This window comes from Bacillus xiamenensis (assembly GCF_000300535.1).
GTDB lineage: Bacteria > Bacillota > Bacilli > Bacillales > Bacillaceae > Bacillus > Bacillus xiamenensis.
On the sequence record NZ_AMSH01000048.1, the window covers coordinates 1 to 26381 of the forward strand.

At 39.5% G+C, this 26381-nt stretch carries 24 protein-coding genes, 1 tRNA gene and 1 other annotated feature; of the genes, 5 read left to right on the forward strand and 20 right to left on the reverse strand.

What is annotated here, in order from left to right:
• Positions 1 to 180 (forward strand): hypothetical protein (locus BA1_RS19520; protein WP_237739226.1); only part of this gene is annotated, 180 nt, incomplete at its 5' end.
• Positions 181 to 290: 110 nt separating this feature from the next.
• Here BA1_RS19520 and BA1_RS19525 read toward each other — a convergent pair.
• Complete coding sequence (locus BA1_RS19525) at positions 291 to 851, reverse strand: hypothetical protein (protein ID WP_237739227.1); 561 nt, start codon at positions 849 to 851, stop codon at positions 291 to 293.
• A gap of 1084 nt (positions 852 to 1935) precedes the next feature.
• Here BA1_RS19525 and BA1_RS13765 point away from each other — a divergent pair.
• A complete protein-coding gene (locus tag BA1_RS13765) occupies positions 1936 to 3582 on the forward strand; it encodes a DUF2075 domain-containing protein (RefSeq protein WP_008360100.1) in 1647 nt (548 codons plus the stop codon).
• A complete protein-coding gene (locus BA1_RS13770) occupies positions 3575 to 3880 on the forward strand; it encodes a nucleotide pyrophosphohydrolase (RefSeq protein ID WP_008360102.1) in 306 nt (101 codons plus the stop codon). The genes BA1_RS13765 and BA1_RS13770 overlap by 8 nt, the downstream gene beginning before the upstream one ends.
• A gap of 83 nt (positions 3881 to 3963) precedes the next feature.
• Here the strand turns inward: BA1_RS13770 and BA1_RS13775 are convergent, their stop codons facing one another.
• From BA1_RS13775 to BA1_RS13820, 11 genes are all read right to left on the reverse strand, one after another.
• Positions 3964 to 4470, reverse strand: a complete 507-nt coding sequence (locus tag BA1_RS13775) for an LURP-one-related/scramblase family protein (RefSeq protein ID WP_008360104.1) — start codon at positions 4468 to 4470, stop codon at positions 3964 to 3966.
• Between the two features lie 314 nt (positions 4471 to 4784).
• Positions 4785 to 5636 (reverse strand): MBL fold metallo-hydrolase, encoded by an 852-nt coding sequence (locus BA1_RS13780; protein ID WP_008360106.1) that lies wholly within the window; start codon positions 5634 to 5636, stop codon positions 4785 to 4787.
• A gap of 59 nt (positions 5637 to 5695) precedes the next feature.
• Positions 5696 to 7525: a hypothetical protein gene (locus BA1_RS13785; protein WP_008360108.1), complete on the reverse strand. Its 1830-nt coding sequence runs from the start codon at positions 7523 to 7525 to the stop codon at positions 5696 to 5698.
• Between the two features lie 184 nt (positions 7526 to 7709).
• Positions 7710 to 9593 carry a 3'-5' exonuclease gene (locus BA1_RS13790; protein WP_008360110.1) on the reverse strand — a complete coding sequence of 628 codons (1884 nt, stop codon included), beginning with the start codon at positions 9591 to 9593 and terminating at the stop codon, positions 7710 to 7712.
• 468 nt (positions 9594 to 10061) lie between these two features.
• Positions 10062 to 10976 carry a hypothetical protein gene (locus tag BA1_RS13795; RefSeq protein ID WP_008360113.1) on the reverse strand — a complete coding sequence of 305 codons (915 nt, stop codon included), beginning with the start codon at positions 10974 to 10976 and terminating at the stop codon, positions 10062 to 10064.
• Positions 10977 to 11497: 521 nt separating this feature from the next.
• Positions 11498 to 11977: a 23S rRNA (pseudouridine(1915)-N(3))-methyltransferase RlmH gene (rlmH, locus tag BA1_RS13800; RefSeq protein ID WP_008360115.1), complete on the reverse strand. Its 480-nt coding sequence runs from the start codon at positions 11975 to 11977 to the stop codon at positions 11498 to 11500.
• Positions 11978 to 12057: 80 nt separating this feature from the next.
• Complete coding sequence (locus tag BA1_RS18800) at positions 12058 to 12228, reverse strand: CxxH/CxxC protein (RefSeq protein ID WP_008360116.1); 171 nt, start codon at positions 12226 to 12228, stop codon at positions 12058 to 12060.
• Between the two features lie 164 nt (positions 12229 to 12392).
• Positions 12393 to 13220 (reverse strand): energy-coupling factor transporter transmembrane component T family protein, encoded by an 828-nt coding sequence (locus BA1_RS13805; protein ID WP_008360118.1) that lies wholly within the window; start codon positions 13218 to 13220, stop codon positions 12393 to 12395.
• Positions 13211 to 14926, reverse strand: a complete 1716-nt coding sequence (locus tag BA1_RS13810) for an ABC transporter ATP-binding protein (protein ID WP_008360122.1) — start codon at positions 14924 to 14926, stop codon at positions 13211 to 13213. The genes BA1_RS13805 and BA1_RS13810 overlap by 10 nt, the downstream gene beginning before the upstream one ends.
• Before the next feature lie 19 nt (positions 14927 to 14945).
• The gene (locus BA1_RS13815; protein ID WP_008360124.1) at positions 14946 to 15503 is read right to left on the reverse strand and encodes an ECF-type riboflavin transporter substrate-binding protein; all 558 of its coding nucleotides are present in this window, start codon (positions 15501 to 15503) and stop codon (positions 14946 to 14948) included.
• Positions 15504 to 15518: 15 nt separating this feature from the next.
• On the reverse strand, positions 15519 to 16379 hold the full coding sequence (locus BA1_RS13820) for an SAM hydrolase/SAM-dependent halogenase family protein (protein ID WP_008360126.1): 861 nt from the start codon (positions 16377 to 16379) through the stop codon (positions 15519 to 15521).
• Positions 16380 to 16489: 110 nt separating this feature from the next.
• Positions 16490 to 16760 (reverse strand) — a binding site (T-box leader).
• Positions 16761 to 16952: 192 nt separating this feature from the next.
• On the opposite strand from BA1_RS13820, the gene BA1_RS13825 reads away from it, so the two are divergent.
• Both BA1_RS13825 and BA1_RS13830 read left to right on the forward strand, forming a co-directional pair.
• Positions 16953 to 17642, forward strand: a complete 690-nt coding sequence (locus BA1_RS13825) for an ABC-2 transporter permease (protein WP_008360129.1) — start codon at positions 16953 to 16955, stop codon at positions 17640 to 17642.
• Positions 17643 to 18524: an ABC transporter ATP-binding protein gene (locus tag BA1_RS13830; protein ID WP_008360131.1), complete on the forward strand. Its 882-nt coding sequence runs from the start codon at positions 17643 to 17645 to the stop codon at positions 18522 to 18524.
• 39 nt (positions 18525 to 18563) lie between these two features.
• Here BA1_RS13830 and BA1_RS13835 read toward each other — a convergent pair whose 3' ends face one another.
• The 8 genes from BA1_RS13835 to BA1_RS13870 form a co-directional block, all read right to left on the reverse strand.
• Complete coding sequence (locus BA1_RS13835) at positions 18564 to 19028, reverse strand: GNAT family N-acetyltransferase (protein WP_008360134.1); 465 nt, start codon at positions 19026 to 19028, stop codon at positions 18564 to 18566.
• Between the two features lie 68 nt (positions 19029 to 19096).
• Positions 19097 to 20284, reverse strand: coding sequence for a S1C family serine protease (locus BA1_RS13840; protein WP_008360137.1), 1188 nt, complete (start codon positions 20282 to 20284; stop codon positions 19097 to 19099).
• Between the two features lie 81 nt (positions 20285 to 20365).
• Positions 20366 to 21160 carry an MBL fold metallo-hydrolase gene (locus BA1_RS13845; RefSeq protein ID WP_008360139.1) on the reverse strand — a complete coding sequence of 265 codons (795 nt, stop codon included), beginning with the start codon at positions 21158 to 21160 and terminating at the stop codon, positions 20366 to 20368.
• 6 nt (positions 21161 to 21166) lie between these two features.
• On the reverse strand, positions 21167 to 22030 hold the full coding sequence (locus BA1_RS13850; RefSeq protein WP_008360141.1) for a two-component system regulatory protein YycI: 864 nt from the start codon (positions 22028 to 22030) through the stop codon (positions 21167 to 21169).
• Positions 22017 to 23396 carry a two-component system activity regulator YycH gene (gene yycH / locus BA1_RS13855; RefSeq protein WP_008360143.1) on the reverse strand — a complete coding sequence of 460 codons (1380 nt, stop codon included), beginning with the start codon at positions 23394 to 23396 and terminating at the stop codon, positions 22017 to 22019. The genes BA1_RS13850 and yycH overlap by 14 nt, the downstream gene beginning before the upstream one ends.
• Complete coding sequence (gene walK, locus BA1_RS13860) at positions 23386 to 25224, reverse strand: cell wall metabolism sensor histidine kinase WalK (RefSeq protein WP_008360145.1); 1839 nt, start codon at positions 25222 to 25224, stop codon at positions 23386 to 23388. The genes yycH and walK overlap by 11 nt, the downstream gene beginning before the upstream one ends.
• 7 nt (positions 25225 to 25231) lie before the next feature.
• Positions 25232 to 25939, reverse strand: a complete 708-nt coding sequence (yycF, locus tag BA1_RS13865; protein WP_008360147.1) for a response regulator YycF — start codon at positions 25937 to 25939, stop codon at positions 25232 to 25234.
• A 348-nt stretch (positions 25940 to 26287) separates the two neighbouring features.
• Positions 26288 to 26360 (reverse strand) — tRNA-Phe (locus BA1_RS13870).
• Positions 26361 to 26381 lie beyond the last annotated feature (21 nt).

Sequence of the window (26381 nt, forward strand, 5' to 3'; positions counted from 1 at the left end):
CGCCTTGTAGCGCCTTTTTTAAATCTACCATTTGTTCACGGAGTGCCTAATAGTGTTTTACCCTTGTATCCATGGCACTGGTTAGTGCTTTTGCATCAAGTATCTTGCCCAGAAAAAGCCACTCCCTCCATTATTGATCATAAAGTCTATTTTACCGTGACCCTTAAAACAGAAAAATAGACTAATTGACATAAATAATGCACTCTCTATTTGTAGAAACGAATAAACTGTTAGCATTCAATACGGGAAAAAGCCCCCCATAGCTGAAAGGCTTTTTCGATTTTAATATTTCATTTGTAATAGTTATAGTCATTGAATGTTGCTACCATATCATCTTGTGTTCCTGTTTTCCCACGATTCGTATTAAAATATAACGTTCCGTCATCGAAATCAACAGCCTCTATCTCAAAAAGAGTAAATGCACTACTCGTAATTCGGAAAGAAAGGTCATTTCTAGTAAACAACTCTTTCGAAAAATCTTTTGCTGCTGTCTCCCTTTGCTCTTTAATCATTTGATTGATATTTAAAGGATACGTGAGGATAACGCTCACATTAGAAGCTCCTCCGTTGATATCTGGTTTAGATAAAGGGACATATAATGTTCCTTGGTAAAAAGAAATCCCTTGAAGAATGTACTTCGAAACATCAACCTCTGCTTGATTTACGACTGCTTTTGTATAATTTAATGTAAATGTAGCCTCATACTCAAATTGTCCTTTTTCATCATTAAAATCCCCAATGAAGAAACGACTGCCAGACCTCACAATAAATTTATCCGCTCCAACAGAATAAGTGATGCCGCTAATTGATAAATTCGTTCCCTGATACTGAAGGACATAGGCTTTAGCCACTTTGTACGTACTATTCTTCGTGTTCACATTTAGCTTAACGATTTTTTTATATACTTCACACCATCGGTCATAGGGGCTACATAAATACTAACTTGCTCATTCCCTTTTTGGGCTTTAACAGCTAAGTCGTTGGCATGCCCTAAATCATAGTTAGTACTATTCGTGTCAGAGTTTTTAAGAAGCTTCGCTGTTCTATTGCTTGACGAACTGTTCATTTTAATAGAGTACAATTGTGTCAGAAGAGTTGAAGATTTTTGCAGCATAAATCATGTTATTGTTATGGTCGACACACATTCCTTGCATAGATGTGTAGAACCCAGAGCCTGACATTCCAGTATACGTTGTATATGTGTTGAAATAACCGGATTGAGCTTGAACACTTGTAGACCACATACTGCAACAAAAGATAATAGCCGTTAGAACTACATATTTTATTTTTTTCAAGATTGGCACCATCCTATTATTGAATTTACTTAAAAATAAAATGTCCCCTTTAAAAATGAATGACGATTGTTGTAGAAATTGTACTGTTATCCATTATTGAAAAACTCTACTTTTCAGCCTTAAACGGCTTACTACTCTTCGACATTCCTTTACCCGTAACGGTTGCATATACCTTCTCTGTTTAAATCTATCATGTTTCGCATCGTTGAATGTCCCTAACGCAATCACCTTGCGATCTTTCATGACCTCTACTTTTATGTTCTTCAGTGTTTTACCAATTAACTCTTGAGACGTAAGGAGAACGGTCTCGAACCGTTCCCAGATGCAATCCACTTCTCAAGTTCTTCATCATTGAATATAGGGATAACTTTTTGAAAAACTGCCATATTCGATGACTGTTAGAAATACTTTGTATGGGAAGTCATCCGTTTGCTCAACTCGTATGTTCATATTATACCTTGAAAAATATACTGCTAGATACAGTCTGCATTTTTGATTTAAGTGGCTTTCCACTATTAAAAGTAAAAGCAACTCATCGTGTCTTCTTTGTCGCGTAATTCAATATTCATTTATAATCACTGAGATATTTTGCTAAATTTATGATACGATAACAGGAAAAAAGACTACAGGGGCTAGCTATATGAGTGAACTTTTTATTGAAAAACGCGATTTTAATACAGAACAAATTCTCTCTTTAAGATCAACCGTATTCCATAATCAACCCATTGTCTACATTCTATATGATGAGAAAAAGAAGCCATCTGCTTATATAGGTCAGTCAGTTCAAGCTAGTAGACGTTTGAAAGATCATTTGAAAGACCCAAAAAAGAACAAGTTAACTAACACAATTTTAATTGGACATGAGCGCTTTCATCAATCAGCCTCTTACAATATTGAGACAAATCTCATAAACTACTTTATCGCAGAAAATCGGTTTCAATTAAAGAATGTTAGCCAAACACGCTCAAGGGAAATGCATCATTATTATCAGAAAGACTTTTACAATGAAAATGTCTTTGAAGAGGTATGGAAGCAGCTTCAACAAGAAAAAATCGTCACTAACTCAATTGAAGCATTAAGAAATAGAGACATTTATAAGCTTTCTCCTTATAAGGAGTTGTCACCCCAACAAGTAGAAATTAAGAATGAAATTTTGTCATTTTGTAAGGAGCGTATCAAACAGTCGGGTTCTCATGTTATCTCGATAGAGGGTGATGCAGGAACTGGGAAAAGTGTTTTACTAAGTTCTCTCTTTAATACGATCCAAGACTTATCAAACGATATGGAATCTATCTTAAACAAAAAGAACAATTATTTACTTGTGAATCATGCGGAAATGCTTAAAACATATCAAAATATCGCAAAAAGTCTGCCAAATCTGAAGAAGAAACAAATTATGAGACCAACCACGTTTATCAATCAGATGACAAAATCAGGCGAAATGGCTGACATCGTATTAATTGATGAAGCCCACCTTTTATTAACAAAAGAGGATAAGTACAATAACTTCCATTATCAAAACCAATTAGATGAAATTATCAAACGAAGTAAAATTACCATTGTCATTTTTGATCCGAAGCAGGTACTCAAAATTAAAAGCTACTGGAACGAAAAATTACTTGAGGAGATTACAAACAAATATCATGCTAAGATTGTGAAACTCACAGAGCAAATGCGTATGAATGCTGATTCAGATACGTTAAATTGGATTAACCAATTTGTCGCAAAACGATTACTACCTCTACCTATAGAACAGGATTCTTTCGAACTCAAAATTTTTGAGGAGCCGAACAAATTTAAAACTGCAATTCAACAGAAGGATGATGAAGTAGGCCTATCCCGTATTGTATCTACCTTTGACTTTTTACATAAAAAAGATGGCGCTGCCTATATCGTAGATGAAGGTGGTATCAATATGCCATGGAATTTTACAAATGATAAATGGACATGGGCTGAACATGCAGATTCTATTAGAGAAGTGGGCTCAATCTACACAGTTCAGGGATTTGATTTAAATTATGTCGGCGTCATACTCGGCCCTTCTATCAGCTATGATGAAGAGAAGGATGAACTTCTAATAGACACGTCAAATTATAAAGATACAGGTGCATTCACATCAAGAAGTGACATGTCTCCAGAGGAAATCAAACAGGCAAAAGAAAAGATTATATTAAACTCGATTAACGTTCTGATGAAGCGAGGCATTCATGGGCTTTATATTTATGCAACAGATGAAAAATTGAGAAGGAAATTGCATGAGTTAAATGAGGGAGGCAAATATGACTGAGATCAAAGATTTAATACATTCGATTAACCAATTTAGAGATGATCGAAACTGGAGACAATATCATAATCCAAAAGACTTGGCCATCTCAATTTCGATAGAAGCAGCTGAACTGCTTGAAGACTTCCAATGGAAAAGTAATGAAGAAGCTCTTGAGGCGAACGAAGAAAATATCAAAGAGGAAATAGCAGATATCTTAATATATTCACTAATGCTTTGCTCAGACCTTAATCTTCATGTCAAAGAAATAATTGAAGAGAAGTTGTTAAAAAATGGACAGAAGTATCCCATTGAGAAGTAAAGACACACGATCTGTTCTGATAATGAAGAAGAGGCTCATACCTCTTCTTCAATTCATCATTAATTTTTAAGATGATATTTTGTCTAATTCGTCGTTGCCGACGACGAAGATCTCGACGCCGCTTCATCAGCCTTGACACAATCAATCGCAACAACCAATGCAATCATCACAGGCTCCATCTCTTCTTTTAAAATATCAACCTTGTAACTATCCCCCCAAGTAAACCATTCCTTCTTCACCTGACCGATCACTTCGCCGCTTTGCAGCACTTGAAAATGCATATCCCACCAGTTACCATGTACTTCGATTCCTGCAGCATCAATTGAATATTTGGCTTTAAAGAATGTAAACTCTTTTTTGATGGTCAATACCTCTTCTCCACCAACTTCTACTAAAAACTTCGGTAAAAAACTAAACATTTTCTTCGTAATCACAGCGATTTCGTGTCGTTCTGTATTTAGAATGGTGAACGTCTTGGGCATTTTCATAAAGCTTCCCTCGACTACGTACACATCATTCTCCTGCTGATCTTTGACGGTAAACCTGCCGCTGAGACTAAATACTTTCTGTTTCATATAAAGTTGTTTCATCTGTACCTCCGATTAAGTTCAATAAATTGTGCCGTCCTATATCTGATTATACCAAAAAATAGAATGTACAAAAAACAGTGTCAGTCTCAGATTATAATAGAAATATTAGCGATGATAAAAGGAGAAATAATGAAAAGAAAATGGTCATTTTAGAGCCATCAAACCTACTTGGGATTGTGTCATTATTATGAATGCCGAACACATGTCTGTCACAGTATGTGATGAAGAAGATGTTGTAGGTTTGCCATAGTAATGAAAAAATTCCCGTTTGAGCTATTTCTCTCAAAAGAGAATTTTTCGTTTAGTTAACTCAATTATTTAATGGCCATTGACAAGTAAGCAATGGTTTCTAATTCATCTTCTTTCAGTTCTCTTTTTACGTATTTTTCATATTCATTCATAATTTTCTGCTTATCTCCACCACAAAAATCAGTATATTTCGCAATCATCCTAAGCTTGTCTGTTTCCTGACGAAACTCTTCTTTTGTCCACGGCCTTTGATGTGAAGGAATATATGTATCAGCATCAAAAGCATCTAACTCATCTAAAAGACGCAAAATTTCTTTTACCGTATAATGTACTTTTTCGGCATACATTTTCGGATAAATACAATCAGCAAGAAATAGGATTTTTTCCTCTTTCACATACACGATCACTGAATCTGCGGCATGATCGCCCCCAACATGTTGCACGACGCAAGTGACCCCGCCAAGATCAATCTCCATCCGACGATCAAACGTGACATCCGGTAAAACGACCTGAATCTCTCGATGATCCTGATATTCTTCCTTAATGGCCTTCGCACAGAACTCAATCTCCGTTCCTTCCCTCACCCGCTCATCAATTGCCTCATCAGACCACGAAAACGGAAGAAGCTTCTCCATTTCCTTTCTTGTCTTGGCAGAAGCAATTGAAACCGTATCAGGCAACGCCGGCAGACCAAAAATATGATCCCAATGCCAGTGTGTGAGGACAACCATATCCGGCGTGGCGTTCTCTTGTTTTAAGGTCTTTGGGATGAAATAGTTCGCATGATCTTCTGAGTTTCCCGCATCGATCATTAATGTTTTGTTATTACCTACGACCATGCCTAGGATGGGGCGGTCGGTGAGTGATACTGGTGTGATGTAGGAGAAGGTTTGGCCTATTTTTTTGATCGTGTGCATGGTGTGCATGCTTTCTAATATTTAAATTTTATACTTTTAGTGCGAAGGTAAACCGAATCCTATTTCTTTAATAAGTATTTGGCTAACTTTCGATCTTCCTTATCCTTTGTCTTCACGTAAATGTTTTCGATCAATTCCCTTGTGGCAGCTTGCTGCGCATACGAAGGAGGCCATTCCTTTAATACACTTAAAGCATGATACTGTAAATTTACATGATCTGATCTAAGTGCGGCTTGAATAAGTGCTACCCCTACACCTTCGTGTTCATATAAATCTTGAACAATATATTGTAGACAAGCCACTTCATCATCTGAAAGGTTTGATAACGATAAATGTGTTTCTGCAAATGTGCAAAGCTCTCTAATATGCTGGTGATGATTTGTGTCCATCACAGCAAAGTATATTTCACTATTTGCCGGGTCTTTCTCAAGTAAAGCAAATAGATGCTCAATGACATCTAAACGATAAAAGAGAGCGATTTCAAGTGCTTGGGAGCTAAAACCCTGGTGTAACGAATCGATTGCAAGCTTTGGCCATCTACTGTCATTGATAAACGGTTGAACAGCTTCCTGGACAGCCATATAATCGTCCTGTTTCCATGAGTCATTCAATCGGTCTTCCCAAATCTCTTGATCATCATTTAAAAACTCATTTATCTTCAATATTGGATAAAAGTCCTCAATTGTTTGGCAGTGTTTATGAGCATGGTGAATAAATCGGCAGAGAACTGAGCTTGCATTTGAATACTCATCGATTCCGTAGATAGAAACCTCATCTTCTAATAATGCTTGAATGATGAGGCTCGCTCCATCGTATAATTCTTTGGAAATTTTATCTTCTGATAAAGCTGTTTCCAGATCACCATTAAGGGCACAAGTATAAGCTAAGTATTCATTCATGATTGTATTTTCGCAGCCCTTTGTTAGTAGCCATCGTTTTATTTCTGGCGTCGATGCTTCCAATTGCTCAACAGCCGAAATCTTCCCCCATCCATCAACAGACTTTGCAAGACGCCAAACATGTTCGTTTCCTTGAATTGTGCCATTCTTCAATGCAATCACGACATAAGAAGTAAATTCTTCATGCATACCTATTGTGAATAAAAGCTCTTTGTATTTTTCACAGTTCGTACATCCCAGTATCATAACTGCAAATTTGACGACATCCCGATGTGCCGCATGTTCAAGAAGCCATAACGCTTCTTGCTGTACAAGAGACTCATCCCATTGTTTTTGCTGAAATCGGTCAATTAACTCACTGTTGCGACTCGCCATATTGTTAGAAATGATTTTTTCATATGTTTTCTTTCTTGTTTCATTTGTAGGATGATTTAGTTGTTTTTCAAAAAGCTTCAATAGTTTCTTCACATAAAAAGGAGCAGGTCGTTCATCTACAAAATGATCGGATAAACCTGGAGCCAATCGTGGTTCATTTTCGTCAAATAAAAAGTCTTCATCTGGTAAACGGTCGTCTACTATTTTATGATGTGATTGAATTTGTTGTTGAATAAAGGGAACGATTCTCTCTTTATGATCCCATGGTAGAAGGTCTATCTTCTTTGATTCATCTAAAACTGTTTCGTGATCTACCTTCACAATACAACGAAATCGTACATAACCGCCAAGTTTAACGGACACCTTGTGTTTTGTACCATCTTGAAGTTCCAATATCCCTGACAATTTTGAATAAGGGATCATATGAGTCAATAAACTTTTTCGTTGTTTTTTATCAACTGTCACACCATCAATGATTAGTTGCTCTTCTTTTATTTGGTTTGTAATTTCTATAGAATGCCCTTTATATTCAATTTTCCACGTTTTATTTATTTCTTTTTCTACGTCTTTTACTACGTTACGCATTTCACGTTTAAAGTCGGCTTTGAAATTCATGGAAGTCTCCTTTTAGTAATTGTAGATTGAATATGTGATCGTTCCCAATACCTGCTGTAATCGTTTCTTGAACTAAGTTTTCATTATATATAATACGATATTTATTAAAAAGAGTCTTCTTTTCTTCTTACATGAAAAAAGGTATGAGAAATGAATAATTCCCGCACCTTTTACTTTCAAAATATTATTTATTAAATGTCGGCTCTTTTTTCTTTATATCTTCAAAATACTGAGTAAACGAAGATACGCCTGAATAAGATATTGATAGATACTCTTTAGCACGAGTCATTCCTATATACATTAAAGACACTTCTTTTTCTTGATCCTCTTCATACTTTAATGGCATTAGATCAGCCTTCACAATAAAAACTGAGTGGAAGTCAAGACCTTTACTACTATCGAGAGAACAAATTTTGACTGTCTCTTCCTCTGGATTGAACTTATGTTTGGTTGCACCATTTTCAGTTATCCAATTGTAAGGAATATTCTTTGTTTGAAATTCCGATTGAATCGCTGATATATAATGGTTATTATATCCCTTTATACGATATAAAATGGCCATTTCAGAGTAAGGTATGTTCTTTTCATTATGTTGATCCACTATTTGTTTAGTAATCTCCTCTATTTCTTCTTTAAAGGTATTACATCTTAAAAGCTCTACCTCTGGCCCTTTACGTTTCGTCTTTTTTGGAGGGATGATTTCGATTGTCTCTGTCTGTTCTTGTTTTAATTTAAGATCTAAAGCTCTATGGCTATCGTAAAATTTCCATCCAAAATCCACAATTTGTGACGTATTACGATAATTTATATTTAAGATTCTAGATCTACCTCTAAAATCAAGGCCCGTATCTTTCACATAGCTTCTACTTTTCCGATAGATATCTTGCGCTCTATCTTCTACTAAAAGTAAAGATTGCGTCTCTTGATCTAAGCATAAGCTGATGAGATGCAGCCAGCTCCCTTCAAAGTCCTGCCCTTCATCAATTAAAATGGCATCATACTTTACAGGAGTTAAAGCATCATTTTCTATTTTTTCAATGTAATCATCTATTTCAAGTTCTGAAATACCATGCTCTTTTTTAATCCAGTGATGAAAATTTAATATTTGTATATTATTTAAATTTGGTGTTTTTCTACGATCGGATGTCAGAAAATCATCTGGTCCTGTAAATTTAGAATGAATCATTTGTTTAATATTTTGTTTCAAAGCTACATTGTAACAGAGTATTAATATCTTCCAATTCGGATGTTGTTCTGCTAACATTTTTGCTCGAGTCGCTAAGATTAAGGTTTTACCGCTTCCTGCTACTCCTCTAATTAGCCGATGTTTATCCCCAATCTGTTTAGCCAAGTTTTCTTGATGCAGATCCATCGTTTTGATGTTTCGAAAAGATAATAACAGTTTTTCTTGGTATGGGACTGGTTCAACATCTGCCCCAACGCGTATTTCTTTGTATAGATGATAACGAATCCTTTCTAATTCGTCAGATGATAGTGGTGTATTTAACTTGAAAGGCACATGAAACATATCAAACAATTTTTCTATTAAGATCTCAGGATCAAAATGGTCATTATCCGGATCAATCTGATCACGCGATAAAATAAAATGTGGATCAATAACCTCATATACTTTATTTTTTAAAAGTTGTTCTTCATGAAGCCGAGTGAAGACGACACCATAACCATAAGGAAACTTTAATTTAAACTGATATTTCCCTTCTGTATTGATTAAATCAATGTCTTTCTCAAGCATATCTTTTATTTTAAAAGCATACTCTCTTGATTGAACTAGGGGACTCTTCACTCTATGTAAATCACCAGAAGAATTTAAAATGCCCCATGTATTATCGTTTAGCTCTCTTATTGTATTTTTGGTGTAATCTTTTACTTCCAGAACTAATACTCCTAAATCAGGACCGATTATCACAAAGTCTGGTCTAAACCCATTGATATTAGGCTCATAATGTACAATATACTCCTCAGGTAGATATTCCTTTAATGTTCGAAATAAAATTCGTTCTCCTGCAGTAGCAGTATTTTTAATAGTTTCTGGTAATGTAATTGCCATTTATACTAACACCCCTCTATTATCCTTATACATCATATATCGGAATAATTTGGGTGTTTTAAATGATGTATAATACAATATATAGCTTTTCTTTAGCAAAGAGGGGGTGCTAGTTATAAAATAGAGGAAATCTTAAAATCAAAAAGCTCTTAGATTAATTTAAGAGCTTTAGTTAAAAATATTAAATTTATTCCATCAGTAGGTTGTATCTATATTTAGTTGTATTAGATACATTACATTGCCTAAAACGTCTGAAATTAATTTTAAATACTAAGCTTGTCCCTCTTCATGCACAACATTTCCAAATGAAGGATTTAACTATAAGATTTAGTAATAATTGAATTGAGAAAATTTAAACTTTCATTTTTCATCAATTTAAGATCAATTAATTAAAAACTAACCCTATTTACAAGTTTTATTTTTGCATAAATAGAGCCAAGAGCTCTTCTTACATATATTAATTAAAAATCATACAACCTCACTACTTTTAAGATATATATTCCCAGTTTGTGCCGCATGCCTTCTCTTTCTTATAATTAAAGATACAAAATCTATTTGATTTTCCAGCACAGCCATAAGATCGGTGCCATCCATTAATAGTATGGTACTACGGCTTACGGAATGTATTTTAACAGCATCTTCGGAAAATCCATTTATAGATAGGAATAAACCTAAAGTATTATCAAGTTTTCTATTAATCTTTCCAGCAAAACTGTCTAAATCTGAGGAATCCGATAATTGATTCTTCCACTTGGCTTCAAACAAATAATCAGTACCTTCTAGAGAAAAAGCTCCATCAAGTTGTTCTCCAATATTTCTAAATGAAGCTTTAGGATCTAAATCAAATAGTTCAAATAGGTCGTATAGAACTTTCTCAAGTTCAAAGCCTCTCTTTTGATAATCCTGAGAAGTAACAAGCCTAAAATAATTTGTCTTAATTTCATCTAGTTTATTCAATACTGCTTGACTTGATCTGATTTTTTCCAGGTTTTCAAGTCTTCTCCTTTTAATTTCTTCTTCCTCTTTAATTCTCTGTGTTTGATCTTCTATTAACCTTTTAAGATCAGCAACAGCTTGCTTTGCTCTCCCTGCCTTTCTTTTTCCATCTTCAAGTTGTTCTAGGTGACGAAAACTATCCATCTTGATCACTTCGTGTATTAGTCTTCTGATATCACCCAAGTACTTTTCCTGATCACTACATAGTTCATCAATAATATCCGAGACAATTTGTCTTTTATATCCGTTCCAGTCTGAACGATTAATAATAGCAGGGTCATTTATACAGTTACTTAAAAAGCTCCTCAAGTTACTTTTATACCAGTATATACTGCATAGTGCCTCTTTTAATAGTTCGATTACGACAGCTGAAATTTTGTTCTTCATTACAAAAAACCCCCATCAAAATATCTTTCAAATGTAAGGCATCCCATAAAATTTCCTTCACACAACTTTTACAATAATTCCTAACATCAGCTGTTACAAACAATATTCTCTTTTATTTTAATACTTATTGTACTATGTACTACCTGGTACTTATTTTAGTATATTATATCGTCAGTGCGCCAATGAGCTTTTGGTAGGCTAATTAACTCTTAGTTAACTAACCCATTACTTTTATCAAACATTTCTTGGCTATTGTTTTTAGCCTTGTTACTATAAAATTCCTATTGATTTATAAGAAGATACTTAGACAATATCAAAAGCAATTACTACAATTGTTAATTGATAATATTTCAATTAGACAAATAGATAGATCCAGAATTATTTAGAGCATATAATTGGAGTTGTTTTATTTAAACTACACATAATTTACTCGTTATATCGAGAAACGGATAATGAACACACGTTTTCAAGACCTGCTTCGAATAAAAAGAATTACCACCTTACCTACAACAATTTTGCATTTACTTATGATAAGGCTCCCCCCGCACAATCCGAAACGCCCGATAAATCTGCTCCACTAGCACCAACCTCATCAACTGATGCGGAAACGTCATCCTCGAAAACGACAACTTCTCATTCGCCCGCTGCATCACAGCATCACTTAACCCAAGCGACCCACCTATGACGAAACACACCTTACTTTTTCCGTATGTTGCCAGCTTATCTATTGTATCGGCTAATTCTTCGGAACTTTTCATTTTTCCTTCGATGGCGAGGGCGATGACGTGGGCGTCTGGGTTGATTTTGCTTAGGATGCGTTCGCCTTCTTTGTCTTTGATGATTTTCATGTCTTGCTCGCTGAGGTGTTCGGGTGCTTTTTCGTCTGCGAGCTCAATGATGTCGATTTTTGCATAGGCCTGTAATCGTTTTGTGTATTCGGCTATGCCTTGCTTTAAATACTTCTCTTTTAATTTTCCTACTGTGATAATTGATATATTCACAGGTCATCCCCACCTTAAGAACAAGTTATTCATATAAGTTATCAACAATTGTGGATAAAATTTGTGTATTTTGTGTCCGATCATTCGTTCCCCACTATATATATTGCAGGTTCATCGCACAATTCACAGGTTGTGGATAAGCTGTGTGTATGTTCGATTTTTCTGAATTCTGGCGGTGTTTCGTGATCATCTATGTACATGTCTAGTACGGTTTCTATATGTTCTGCACAAGCATAAAGTGATTTGTTCATAAGTTTCTAATTCCTCCAATATGTTGTTTGGTTATTCACAAGTGTTTCGCTCATTGTTCAATATAACCGATTTATTCACATGTTAATAGTGTTTTGCCATTTTCCACACCTTTTATCCACAAACGAAGCAAAAAAGCCTCCACTCCTGTGAAGGCTTCCTTCTATCAAAACGGATTATAAAATCTCGTTCCTCTAACAAATGTAATCACAAGCGACACGACCAGCACCACGCCAACAAACAATAGCGCGGCATAATCTGCTTTTTGAAAGTCTTTCGCCGTATACCATGTGCGCTTTTTATGCTTTCCAAATCCGCGCAGCTCCATCGCATTGCTGATCGTTTCAATCCGCTCTAAGCTGGAGAAAATCAGCGGCATCACAATCGACAGCGCATTTTTGATTCGTTTCCCCAGTTTTTCATTCTTCGATAAATCAATGCCTCTTGCTTGCTGAGAAATGGCAATCGTGCGAAAATCACGCTGAATATCTGGAATATAGCGCAAAGCAATCGCTACCGCATACGAAATCCGGTAGCTGACCCCAATTCTGCTGAGTGATGAGGCGAATTCACTTGGATTTGTTGTGACAATAAACAATAGCGCCGCTGGCATCACAGTCACGTATTTCAGTGTAATGTTCAATTGATAGAAAAGCTGTTCAAGTGTGACATTATACCAGCCTGCAATGTGAAAGAGCTCGTGCTTCGCTCCATAGATGGCGACACCTTGCTGGGGCGCAAAGACGTAAATGGCGATGTTATTGATGACAAGAAAAATCGCCAAGACAATCACTACGAAAGAGATATCACGAAATCGTACGTTTGATAGCTGAAAGAACACGATACTGGCAACTAGCATAAACACTAATACGCCTGTATCATATGTGAGCATCGCTGCGGATGACCAGAGGATAAAGCAAATGAGTTTGGTTGCCCCTGTCAGCCGGTGAATCGGCGACGGGCGATCGATATAAGACAGCATATCTACAGCCATGTCATTCGTTCCTTTCTGTCAACCTCAATGAAACGATCCACGAGTTCATTTGGATTTGGCCAGTCTGCTTTCAGCGCCAGTTCATACAGCGACGTTTCCTTTAAACTCGCCTTTTGGACAAGCCACTGATCTGTCAGCACTTTGGCAGGTGTATCATCTGCGATTTTTTCTCCATCTGAAATGACAATGGTTCTTGTTGTGTATTCGAGCATCAAATGCATATCATGGGTGATCATCAAAATCGTGACGCCCTGCTGATTTAATTGCTCTAAAAACGTCATCATTTCTGTGTAATGTCTAAAATCCTGTCCGGCGGTTGGCTCGTCTAGGATGATGATTTCTGGCTCTAACACAAGAATAGATGCAATGGTGACGCGTTTTTTCTGTCCAAAGCTGAGGGCTGAGATCGGCCAGTTCCGAAATGGATACAGTCCGCACACTTTCAGAACCCGCTCCACACGTTCCTTGATCTCGTCTTCCTGTACACCTCTTAAAACGAGTCCTAATGCGACTTCATCAAAAATCATTTGTTTAGAAATCATTTGATTTGGGTTTTGCATGACGACACCGATTCGTTCGGAGCGCTGTTTGATGGTGTCTCCTGTGATGTCATCGCCATTTAAAAGGATTGTCCCTTTTGTTGGCTTTTCAAATGCGCAGAGCACCTTGGATAGTGTCGTCTTGCCTGCGCCATTGGCACCGGCGATGCTGATCATTTCTCCTTTTTTGACGGTAAAAGAGATGTTGCTCAGCGTGTTTGGTCTTGTCGGATAATCAAAGCTCAGCTCACGCACTTCTAGTAAATCCGGCGCTTCATTCTGCTCGACTGATGGCTCAGATGCTTCCATCCATTGTTCGATTTTCTCTTTTGCCTCGTCATTTAAGGTGAGATGCTGTAAATTAGCGATCTGATCTCCTGCTGCAATCGGAATTCCTGCATATTTCATCGCTCTCACATATAAAGGCTCACGTAAATACGCCGCTTCTAATACATTTGAGGCGAGCAATTCATCTGGTGTCATATCCGCTGCAATCGTGCCGTCATTGACAACGATGATGCGGTCGACATGGCGGAAGAGGACGTCTTCCAATCGATGTTCCACCATCACGACCGTTTTTTTCGTTTCTTTTTGCAGACGGTCAATGAGATCGATCACTTCTTTACCTGTAGCGGGATCAAGGCTTGCCAGTGGTTCATCAAACAGCAAAATGTCGACATCGTTGACAAGTACGCCTGCGATAGCGACACGTTGTTTTTGACCGCCTGACAGCTCATGCACGGATGATGCCAGTTTGCCGTCTACCTCTGTTAATTTTGCCGCTTTCTCGACACGTGTTTTCATTTCTTCGCGTGTGACTTGATCATTTTCTAGTGTGAACGCGATATCTTCTCCTACAGTCAGCCCGATAAATTGTCCATCAGGGTCTTGCAGCACTGTTCCGACGAGCTGTGAGAGTGAGAAAATGTTCTCTTTCTCTGCATCTTTCCCGCCGATGTGAAGACTTCCTTCCATAGACCCTTTATAAGACGCAGGAACTAGCCCATTGATACAATGGGCTAGTGTGCTTTTTCCCGATCCAGACGGGCCTGCGATGAGGACTTTTTCTCCTTCATAGATGGTCAGGTTGATATCTTTCAATGTCGGTTCTGACTGACTGCGATACTTGAATCCGAAATGTTCGAATTGAATCATCGGTTTCTTCATTTATGTGTTCCACCTTGCTTCATGATGTTTCTTTCGATAGGCTGCCGCTTTTGCTTCTCGTTTTCGCATAAGCCGCAATGATGATGGTTCCAAGTACACCGACTGTGATGATGTTCGAAACTCCTGCCACGATGCCTTGAACAAACACTTTATTCGCAGGTTCTGCATAGATCACAATGTCGAGGACAGGGGCAATGACAAACCAGCCTAACGCCTGTGCGCCAGCTTGTACGGCGTTGAAGAACGCGATCTTTTTCCAGCCAAAGTCTCCCTCTTCTATTTTTAAACGGTTTGAAATGAAGCCGATCAATAAACCAACAATACCCGAAACGATAATCCAGCTCCACCAAGGACCAAATGTAGTGGCATCTTTAATGAGATGGCCAATAAAACCAATCAGTGCGCCTGCAACAGGACCAAATAATACAGCCATTAACGCAAGGAATGCGTACGATGTTTCAATTTGTGTATTCGGAATTCCAGTTGGAATGGAGACAAAGCGTCCTAAAATGACAAAGACGGCTGCACCAATTCCGATGGCAACGACAGTTTTCGTTGAAAGATGTTTACCTGACATGATGTTTTCCTCCTCTTATTCGTATATAATGCGCGGAGCTTTGCGAATCGAAAGGCGCCATCCTGTGCCTGTACCGATATTATAAGCCTTTGCAAATGACCCTTGATTGATCGCCACGCCTAAATGATTGAGTGAATTGACATATACGAGTGGTTCGCCTACCTTTAAATCGGCAAAAGATCGTCCATAGGTCATGATATTTTTATACACATTTTTCGGCCCGTTGGCAATGGTAACTTCTATTGCATCCCCATAATTGATTGAAAGCTTTTCAAATAACGTATGATGAATGTTTGTCCATAGGTTGCCGAATCTCACATCTAAAATATCAATCGTCCCTGTGATCACTTCTTCTTCCGCATAAGCCTTTACAACTGGAAGATGAATAATATCCTCTATATCCGCCTTTGGCCCAACCTCTTCAAAGGAAATCACACCTGAAGCAATTCTTGCGCCTGTATAGGCGTAAATATCTCTTCCATGGAATGTATGTGATTTGCCCGACTTCGGCAGCCGGTTGATGGTTTCATCTAAATAACGGGCTTCCACAATGCCAATATCCTGCGCAACGTGCGTCAGTGTCCCATTATCTGGTGTGATGATATAGTGGGAGCTTGTTGTTTTGACGACAAGACTCTTGCGCTCTGATCCAACGCCCGGGTCAACAACGGAGACGAAAACCGTTTCTTCCGGCCAGTACGTGACGGTTTGCAGCAAACGATACGACGCCTCCCATATGTCGTACTGGGGAATGTTGTGAGTTAAATCAAAAATGCGGATGCTGCTGCTCACTGTATTTGCGACTCCGTACATTGCGCTGACCGCTCCGTCATCAATACCGAAATCTGATTGTAAAACCAATGCATGTTCACTCATGTTAATCTCCCTTTCATTTGAAAAAATGGTTGTGGTGTTTCACGTGGAACATTTGAACATTTGTATGAAAAAAGTGGAAAATAAAAAATACCCCATCCTTATCTATGAATCATAAGGACGAGGTATTTGTCTCGTGGTACCACCTTTATTTACTGTTTGCTCGCGCTAAACAGCCTCTACAAGTACAAAGCTCCAATTTGGCTCATATACTGTGGTTTTGATAACGAGTACCAACTCTCGTCGTGACCTACTGATATCAAAGATATGTTCAGTACGAGGCTCAGAGACCATTTTTCGAATCATTATTTTTGCTTCTTTTCAGCTGCCGAAGCTCTCTGTGGAAAAATTGATGATTGTACTTTCTCTCGTCATTGCCTGTTCAACTATTTTGAATTAAAGCTATCATACATGATGTGTTTTTAGAAATCAAGATATTTTTCTGAACATTTTTAAAAATGAATCAAGTCTTACTGGAAAAGTCTTCTTTTTATAAAATTTAAACAAATGTTAAAGAGCGAGATATGGTGTCTTTCTTTTCTAGCGTTATAATAAAGATGAAGGGAGGTACAGTGTGTGTGGACCATCTGTATGAATGAATTTAAGCAGCTCTTCAAAAGCACAAAATCCATTTTAACAATTGTTATTATTTTTATTTTATCTACTTTTGTATCAAGTCTTCCATTTATAGCTGCTTATCAAGGGAAATGGGAAGATGCAAAGGACCCTTATTCCATTGGGAATGAACTAGTGATTTCTTTATTTGGTTTCTTCCTTATTTTTTTATTGTCTCATGATATTTTGAGTCGCGAAATTCATTTGAAAACCATTCGTTTTCTCGTCAGTAAAACGACCCGTTTGAACATTGTCATCGGGAAATATCTTGGGCTGATGCTGTTTTGGCTCAGTTGCATTATGACCACATATATATTAAATACGGTGATTTCACATCGTTTTCTGTTCTCTGATGCCTTAAAAATATTAACGTTTATCAGTGTTGGCATCTCCTGTGCTTTGTTTTTGTCCATGCTCTTTCCAACACCACAGAAATCGATGTTTGTTGGTATGTTGTTTTCCTTTCTTTTTCCAATCATCAGTATGATGTCTGTTCTTTCTTCAGAACGGTTGATCCATTGGTTCCAATACGTGACACCTTATTATTATGCGCGCTGGAGTGAACCGCTGACCTATGTGCTGATGAATGCAACATTGACAGTTGTCTTACTCATTGGAACTGCACTGCTGTTTCAGAGGAGGGATGTCTAAATGCTACATACAAAAGGGCTGACAAAAAAATATCGGACAAAAGTCGCAATAGACCATATTGATCTTGATATCCATCAAGGGGATATCTTCGGCCTCATTGGACCGAAGGGTGCTGGTAAGACGACCTTTTTTAATATCATTACAGGAATCTCTCGCCCCACTTCTGGCACGTTTATGATGATGAACATGTCTTCGTTAAAAAAAGTACGGCATCACATCGGTGTTCTGCCGGAATATACGGATTTATATGAATCGCTTACCGCTATTGAGCATATTGCCTATTTATCAAAAATTACTGGCACACGCCAGAAAACGAGCTACTATGAAGAATTACTCGAATTCGTTGGTTTACATCGCTATCATCAAGAAAAGGTCGGTGCCTTTACACCTGGTATGAAGAAGCGGCTTGGAATGGCGCAGGCCATCGCTCATCGCCCTGACTTTATTTTACTAGATGAGCCTTTTGCCAATATTGATTCAGATTCTATCTTGCAGATTCAGCAGGTCATTGAATCGTTAAAGTCTGAAGGAAAAACCGTCTTTTTAACAGCAGATGAGCCAAGGTTCACCAATCATATTTGTACGAAAACTGCGTTCATTTCTGAAGGTAAATTAGTGTCCCCAAGTACTCATCCTCAAGAGAAAACCGTCACGTCCTCAACCATTCGTGCCATTTTCAAGCATGCATGGATTGATGATGAGGTGAGGCCTGTTCTCACGCAGTACTTACAAAGTGTGGGAACAGACCTTGTGATCAGTGATGACGAGACCTCATTGTTGATTCGCTCAGAAGCCCAAGTCCCAGCCATCATCCGTGCTTTCGTGAAGTGCAAAGTAGATCTATACCGAGTCACGGCTCAAGATGCCATGATCTCCTCATAAGAAAGTACCGTACGGTTTCCGCACGGTACTTTTTCTTTTTTATAAAGGTTTGCTCATGTAAATGCCGGTTTCCGCAAATCCTGTCTTTTCGTACAGTGAGCGGGCGATTTGATTATGAGCAAAGACATGCAGTGATAGTTTTTGAACACCTAATGACTTTGCTTGCTCTTCTAACGCTGCAATGGCCTGCTTCGCAAACCCTTTTCCTCGGTAAGCTTCAAACAAAATAAAATTATAAATAAATCCTTCATGTTGAGGGTGATTTGGATCATAGCAAAGCCAGACCCACCCAATGGCTTCTTCTCCATGTAAGAAGGTACACAGCTCATGATGCTCTGTCTGGAGGCCTTCAGGAAGCAGCCGATCAAATTGTTCCTCTGCGTTCTCCTGCGCCTCTCCCTGATCCCATGTCCCTGCCAGCACCTTTTCTTCTGCGTACCGTTTAATGGCTTCCTCTATCAAAGCGTCATAATCCGTCTGTGACATCGGCTGTAATGTGACCAATCGTACCTCCCCCTTTCCTTTATCATATGCCGAGCATGCCAAAAAAACCAGTCCCCTATAGGAACTGGCTAGCCTCCGAATCGATCAGTTTGGGAGAGTTTGATCTCTACTAATTTTTTCTTTCCGCTTCGGTAAAATTGCACCTTTACCTTGTCGCCGACTTTCTTTTGATATAAATATTTACGCAGATCGACGATATTTTGTACATCCTTGCCATCAAATGAAGTCACGACATCTAGCTCTTTTAGTCCCGCTTTTCCTGCTGGGGACAAAGGCTCGACACTCATCACGACGACCCCGGTTGTGATCTTCGCTGGGAGTTTCAACGTTTCCTGCCAATGATAGCTCGCGATATCTGCGAGTGATTTCATGCCAACCCCAAGGTACGGACGTTTGACTTCACCATAGCGCTCTAAATCCTCTATGACAGGGATGACCAGATTCGCTGGAATGGACAGCCCAATCCCTTCAACTTCTGATTCGGCAATTTTCATTGAATTGATGCCGATTACTTTGCCGTCCATATTGATCAAGGCTCCACCACTGTTCCCAGGATTGATGGCCGCATCTGTTTGCAAAACTTCCGCATTCCAATCCGTCTGTCCATCGCCATTAGAATCAACAGGGATCGCACGCTCCGTTCCAGAAATCACACCTTGTGTGACGGAGCCTGCAAATTCAAGCCCTAATGGATTTCCAATGGCGATAACAGGCTCACCTGGTTTCACATGGTCTGAATTGCCGAAGGCGGCAGTTTTCTTGATCTTATCACTTTTGACTGTGAGTACAGCTAAATCCATGAGCTGGTCGCTTCCGACAAGATTTGCCCCAATCCTTGTTCCGTCCTGAAGGCTCACTTCAAGCTGGTTAGCGCCTTTGATGACATGGTGGTTGGTCACGATATAAAAGGTGTCACCCCTTTTTTTATAAATCACACCTGACCCGCTGCCTGCTTCTCCGCCTTCTTCCCAAAAGCTAGACTTTTGGATGTTAATCACACCGACAACCGTATCCGACATACTCGACACCACTTTTGTCACCGCATCATTGACGTTTACATTGACGGTCTTTAAAGTGCCTTCTGATGCTTGCTGATCTCCGGCGGACTGCCATCTGAATGGACTGCCGCTCTGTCCAGATACATAAGGGAAAAAGAATCCCATTAAAAAAGCTCCTACCAATACACCGATCAAACCAGATAGGAAATATCCTTTTCTGCTTCGTCTCGGCTTCCACTCTACATCGCGATAATCCACTACGTTTCCTTCCTTTCAGTGAATAGATGATGTATATAGTGTTGGTAAGAAGCTCTTATCTTAATCATACGATTGTAAAAATCATACGGCGCAAAGCGGGGTTGCTTTTTTCGGGTCCGTATCATATAAATCAAAGCCATCCCCTACAACAAAGCCCTTCATTTCAAGCGTCTGCTGAACCGCCATACGGGCTAAGTCCTTCATGTTGTTGTCTTGACTTAGGTGAGCCAAATAAATGCGTGAGGTGGCATCTCCAATCACATCTGTCATCGCAAGAGCCGCATCTTCATTCGATACATGTCCAACATCGCTCAGGATTCTGCGCTTAATACTCCATGGGTATCGCCCCATTTGCAGCATGCCGACATCATGGTTGCTCTCAAATACGAACGTATTGGCTGACTTAATAATCCCTTTCATGCGATCACTCACATAGCCTGTATCCGTCATGAGGGCAAGCTTACGCCCACCATAATGAAACACGTAAAACATAGGCTCTGCCGCATCATGTGACACGCCAAATGACTCGACATCAAGACCGCCAAACGATTGAACGGTCTCCATATCAAAGTGGAACTTCTGGTCCGTATCCACTTTCCCAATATGTGACTCCATCGCCTTCCATGTTTTCGCATTTGCATAGACAGGAAGCTTGTACTTTCTTGCCATGACACCGAGCCCTTTAATATGATCAGAGTGCTCATGTGTCACAAAAATTCCGTCCAAGTCTTCAGGCTTACGGTCAATTTGACCAAGCAGCTCGACCATCTGTTTGCCGCTTAAGCCCGCATCTACTAAAAAGGCATGCTTGTCTGTTTCTAAATAAAAAGCGTTCCCCGTACTTCCGCTCGCTAGTACACTGAACTGCAAGCTCATGTTCTCTCACTCCATTGAAGATTTGTCATCTTTCTCTATATGATCAAGTGTTGAGCCATCAATGGCATTGATCAAATACTCTTCCTCGGTTTTTTTCTTTGAACCAGCTGCTACGCCTTCAAGCTCCACTCGCCATACAGGAACCATGACTTGCGTACTTGCACCTGGATATTGCGTATAGTAGCCGAGTTCCACTTTTTTCACGGTCGTGTTTTGGCTCAGCATATTTTGTGTATACAAGTCCTTCACGGTTTCAAGCGCCGGGACAAGCGTTTCTTTTCTCACTTCATTAATGGATGTCACCATCGACTGCTGATACGATACGACTTCGTTTTGATCGTTCAAATCCAATGTGATTTTTCCGATGGTTTCATTGTCATCAAGACCTTCTTGGAAGATGTATTTCCCTTTATACGTTTGGAAAAAGACGATTTCACCTGTCTCTTCATCAATGCTCCAGAGCTTATAATTCTTTCCATCCAGCAAGCGCTGGTTCACGAGGTTTGTCGCTGCTGTACTCATGTCTTTTTTAGGCAATGCGACTGGTTTATTGAAGGTCATTTCAAGTAGCGTGACAGGATCATCTTTCTCTGTTTTCGGGAATGTGCTTTTCGCCTTTTGATCAGCTAAACCGTCCACATCCTTCTTCGTATATTGCTTCTTCTCAGCTGTAATACGGTAGCCAATCTTCGCTTCATCTGATAGATTGCCATATTTGATTCCGTCTGCCTTCATTTCTTCCAGCGTATCCGTTTTTTCGATAATTGCGAAATGATCGGTTGATCGTTTTTCAAAGTATTGAAAACCAAGAAAGATATCGAGAACGAGAAAGGCTAGGATAAAGATCGTTTTGGTCTTATTCCACTCCATTCTTCTCGCTCCCCTCTGTCAACAGATCCTTCGATAAAATCACGGTTTTGCCGTTATATTTCATGCACCATACTGGCTCCAGCCAGACAAACATCGCTTCATCCTGATCTGATGCCGTTGACGTTGCTTGATAGGCAGGGAAAATCTGTTCAATTTTCTCCAAGTCATCATATTTCGTCTGCTTGGTGATCAAGTCCTTCAACTCTGTCCCGTTCATCAGCTTAACCTGTTCACTCTGACTCGCTTTGTTGCCAAGAATGTAGTTTGGACGCTTGTAACTCAAGATGTCATCATTCGCCCATTGTACTTCAAGGGAGGTCATTCCAAATGGATGCTTTGTGCTGTTAACGATCGGCAGACCATCCATAAACATATTAAAGGACAGCTGCTGGTTGCTGTTGATGCCAAAGTATTGATAATCATCGGTAAAGCTTCCGGTATCATTGAAATACTTCACGCTCCGCTTGATCAAATCCCCCGTTTGGAATACGTTACTGGAATTGATATTGCGGTGCTGATATTGGATGCGGTGGTCTTTTTGATTTGCTTCAAGACGACTCGTTCCATCCGTATACACCGTCCGGTTTAAATTAGACTCCTCCCCAACAAGACTTGGGTCTGTAAACAAAGCGTCCTTGAATTTGCTTGTCTTAATCGTTTCGATAAAGAACATTTTCGCTTCAAGCTGCTTTTGTTTCTGCGGCAGGAGAAAATCTCGTTTCGAATTCGCAGAGAATGTATAAAGATCATAGCGCGGCATCTCGTTTTGAGCAGCTGCGATGCTATCCATCAGATTACGATAGTTGGCCGACTCAATCGTCAGCTCAAGCACCGTTTCCTTGCTGTATGAGACCAAATAGACTTTCTTATTGGCCTTATCCTGCTGGGAGAACGGCACAATCATTCGATCAAACGAGTTATATTCAATGGATTTATTCGGCCATTTAAACAGGGCTTGGAAAATATCAATCGGGATCGAATCATTGAACACAAGATCCAATGTCTTCCCTTGTCCTCCTCGTCCATAGAAGAAATTCTTAAATCTTTGCTCGGAATATTGATCCGACACGTCGGAAATCTCTTTAACATCCCACAGGCTCACATCATTCCAAAAGTTTTGGAAGAGTTCCTTTTGATCCACTTTGAAGTGCTCACCATTCGAATGGATGAACATCTCACGCGGCTTTACGACATCAATGAGACTTCGAGGCTCGTCGCTTGAAATCTTCTTCGTTTCCACGACCTGTGTGCCGGCATCTGCCTGGTCCTGCATGACGGGCTGGAACATCCAGATATTCCACGTAAACACAAGACTGATCGCAATTAGGATTGTCAATATAATGGTTTTAAAGGTCTCACGCTTCATCCCAATCATCCTCTTGTTCTTCATTGTACGGAAGGGTAAAGGTTACCGTTGTTCCTTTTCCTTCAATGCTGTCAGCCCAAATATCTCCGCCATGAGCCTGAACCATTTCTTTTGCAATCGCAAGGCCTAGGCCGGTTCCGCCAAGCTTTCTTGTTCTCGCTTTATCCACTCGATAAAAACGTTCAAAGATTTTATCCATATCCTTCTTCGGAATACCGATTCCTTCATCTTTGACGCTGAATAACACAAGACCTTTCTCCTCATCGAGATCGACAGTGAACGTAATGTGTCCACCCTCTGGTGAGTATTTCAAGGCATTGGAAATGATATTATCGAGCACCTGTGTGATTTTATCTTGATCAATTTCAACATACACTTCACGCTGCGGCAGGTTGCGGATGAATTCGACATGCTGCTCCTTCGTCATTTCAAAACGATCAATGACGAGCGAGATAAACCTGATAAAATTCGTCCATTCCCGGTTGAATTGATAATCCTTGCTGTCGAACTTAGACAGCTGAAGCAGGTCATTGACAAGCCTGATCATGCGCTCTGTTTCATTTTGCGTGACACTGAGGAATCTTGGTGCAAGCTCTTTATCACCAATCGCCCCTTCAGCGAGTGCTTCAAGGTAGCTTCGCATCGTCGTGAGCGGTGTGCGCAGCTCATGCGATACGTTCGCCACGAATTCACGGCGTTCAGCATCAATTTTCTCCTGCTCTGTTACGTCATAAATGACCGCAATTAAACCATCAATCTTCCCATGCTCTTTCTGAATGACTGAGAAATTAACACGCAAAACTGACAGCTGATCCTCGCGTTCAATTTCTAGCAGCATAGAGTCTTGATTTTCGACTAAATCTTCAAATGTATGAGTGTCCTCTAAACCAAGCAAGGACGTAATCGGCATCTCTAGTGCTGTTTCACGTGAAACATTCAAAAGCTCTAATGCCGGGCTGTTTAATAGAATAATGGCACCGTTTTGATTCGTTGCGATGACACCATCTGTCATATAGGCAATGACAGAAGAAAGCTTTTTCCGCTCCCCTTCCGTCATCAGCTGCGCTTCCTCCAGCTCTCTCGTCAGATGATTAAAAGTCGTCGCAAGCTGCCCAATTTCATCATGTCCATACTTTCGAACCTTTCTGGAAAAGTTCCCTTTGGCGAGTTCGATCGCTTGCTTTCTCATATCCGAAATTGGGTGTGTGATCGTTCTGAAGATGAAGATACCAAGGAGAGCGGTTGTCCCAAGTGCGATCAGTGTACCAGTCGCCAAAATGGTGTTGATCGTCCGCATTTGGTTAAAAACACTTTCCATAGAAGAGACCACATAAATCACGCCAACTGTCTCTTGGTTCTCATTTTTCACGGCTGTCGCTGAAATACGCACCCGTTTATTTGATTCTGGGTCATAAAACTTCTTTTCATAGTCTTTGCCGACCGCAAAAATACGGCTAATGATTTGATCGGTGATTTTCTTGCCGGCAATCTCTTGACTTCCGTTGTTCACAGAGGCAATAACCTCTCTGCTTTCGTCAATATAACTGACTTCAGAAATTTCATTAGACTCATCTTTATTGTTAAAATCGTTTAATATCTTTTGAGCATCCTCTTTTAATTCAGCCTTGCTTTTCGATGAATCTTGTTCCAGGTAATACGATAACGAGTAGATTCGCTGATTCAAGGAATTATCATATGAATTAATTAAGGACTGCTCTAGCTGCTTTACAAAGTACACGCCAATGATCTGCATGGCGACAATGATTAGCAGCACGTAGATTAAGGTCAATTTGAAATGAATCGAGCGAAAAAAACCTACTTTACTCATAAGAATCTTAGTCCTGCTCTGGGTTTCTTAAATAGTAGCCGACGCCTCGTCTTGTCACGATCCAGCTCGGGTGGCTAGGGTTGTCTTCAATTTTCTCACGAAGACGGCGGACTGTGACGTCTACTGTACGGACATCTCCAAAGTAGTCGTAGCCCCAAACAGTTTGCAGTAAGTGCTCACGTGTCATGACTTGTCCAATATGCTTCGCTAAGTAATGAAGCAATTCGAACTCACGGTGCGTCAATTCAATCGTTTCGTCACGCTTAGACACGACATACGCATCTGGATAGATGACAAGTGATCCAACCTCGATATCATTTGATTCAGATTCTTCCTCCGATTGAGGAGTAGCAGTCTGTCTTCTTAAATTCGCTTTTACACGTGCAAGCAGCTCGCGTGTGCTGAATGGCTTTGTGACATAATCGTCTGCGCCAAGCTCAAGACCGATGACCTTATCAATTTCAGAGTCTTTTGCTGTCAGCATGATAATCGGCATATCATATTTCTTTCGCACTTCGCGGCATACTTCAACGCCATCTTTGTTTGGCAGCATGATGTCGAGCAAAATGATGTCCGGCTTCATTTCTTCTACCATTTCAAGGGCTTCATTTCCGTCATACGCACAATGAACCTCATAGCCCTCTTTTCTTAAGTTAAATTCCAATATATCCGCAATCGGCTTTTCATCATCTACGACAAGAATCTTTTTTTCCATTGTGATTTCCTCCTGCATTTTTAGCATCTATATCATTCGATTTTGCATGTCTCATTATGCCTTTTTCATTTGTGAAAAAAAGGCTCACTGTCTATTATAACGTTTTACGAGGCAAAGTTAAAAATAATAACGGCTTTCTTTTCTAGTAAACGTTGGATAAGAAGGACCCTGTTCAAAAAATTTGATGACTTTTTCCTTTTTTATTGAAACTTTTCCAATCGTCAATCGTCTATATACATGTAACGTCTTCTTCTTATGGAGCCGGGCCCTACCTAGGTCCGGCTTCTCCCTTTTTATGCCTTCTTTTCATAATAAAAACGCACCTGCGATTGCAGATGCGTTTGGAAGTGGCTCGGGACGGAATCGAACCGCCGACACACGGATTTTCAGTCCGTTGCTCTACAAACTGAGCTACAGAGACATAATCAAATAGATGAATCTG

What these genes read in the sequence shown, in the direction of transcription:
- BA1_RS13765 (WP_008360100.1), top strand. Translation starts at nt 1,936, where the DNA reads ATGAGTGAACTTTTTATTGAAAAACGCGATTTTAATACAGAACAAATT.
- BA1_RS13770 (WP_008360102.1), top strand. Translation starts at nt 3,575, where the DNA reads ATGACTGAGATCAAAGATTTAATACATTCGATTAACCAATTTAGAGAT.
- BA1_RS13775 (WP_008360104.1), bottom strand. Translation starts at nt 4,470, where the DNA reads ATGAAACAACTTTATATGAAACAGAAAGTATTTAGTCTCAGCGGCAGG.
- BA1_RS13780 (WP_008360106.1), bottom strand. Translation starts at nt 5,636, where the DNA reads ATGCACACGATCAAAAAAATAGGCCAAACCTTCTCCTACATCACACCA.
- BA1_RS13785 (WP_008360108.1), bottom strand. Translation starts at nt 7,525, where the DNA reads ATGAATTTCAAAGCCGACTTTAAACGTGAAATGCGTAACGTAGTAAAA.
- BA1_RS13790 (WP_008360110.1), bottom strand. Translation starts at nt 9,593, where the DNA reads ATGGCAATTACATTACCAGAAACTATTAAAAATACTGCTACTGCAGGA.
- BA1_RS13795 (WP_008360113.1), bottom strand. Translation starts at nt 10,976, where the DNA reads ATGAAGAACAAAATTTCAGCTGTCGTAATCGAACTATTAAAAGAGGCA.
- BA1_RS18800 (WP_008360116.1), bottom strand. Translation starts at nt 12,228, where the DNA reads ATGAACAAATCACTTTATGCTTGTGCAGAACATATAGAAACCGTACTA.
- BA1_RS13805 (WP_008360118.1), bottom strand. Translation starts at nt 13,220, where the DNA reads ATGGCTGTAGATATGCTGTCTTATATCGATCGCCCGTCGCCGATTCAC.
- BA1_RS13810 (WP_008360122.1), bottom strand. Translation starts at nt 14,926, where the DNA reads ATGAAGAAACCGATGATTCAATTCGAACATTTCGGATTCAAGTATCGC.
- BA1_RS13815 (WP_008360124.1), bottom strand. Translation starts at nt 15,503, where the DNA reads ATGTCAGGTAAACATCTTTCAACGAAAACTGTCGTTGCCATCGGAATT.
- BA1_RS13820 (WP_008360126.1), bottom strand. Translation starts at nt 16,379, where the DNA reads ATGAGTGAACATGCATTGGTTTTACAATCAGATTTCGGTATTGATGAC.
- BA1_RS13830 (WP_008360131.1), top strand. Translation starts at nt 17,643, where the DNA reads ATGCTACATACAAAAGGGCTGACAAAAAAATATCGGACAAAAGTCGCA.
- BA1_RS13845 (WP_008360139.1), bottom strand. Translation starts at nt 21,160, where the DNA reads ATGAGCTTGCAGTTCAGTGTACTAGCGAGCGGAAGTACGGGGAACGCT.
- BA1_RS13850 (WP_008360141.1), bottom strand. Translation starts at nt 22,030, where the DNA reads ATGGAGTGGAATAAGACCAAAACGATCTTTATCCTAGCCTTTCTCGTT.
- yycH (WP_008360143.1), bottom strand. Translation starts at nt 23,396, where the DNA reads ATGAAGCGTGAGACCTTTAAAACCATTATATTGACAATCCTAATTGCG.
- walK (WP_008360145.1), bottom strand. Translation starts at nt 25,224, where the DNA reads ATGAGTAAAGTAGGTTTTTTTCGCTCGATTCATTTCAAATTGACCTTA.
- yycF (WP_008360147.1), bottom strand. Translation starts at nt 25,939, where the DNA reads ATGGAAAAAAAGATTCTTGTCGTAGATGATGAAAAGCCGATTGCGGAT.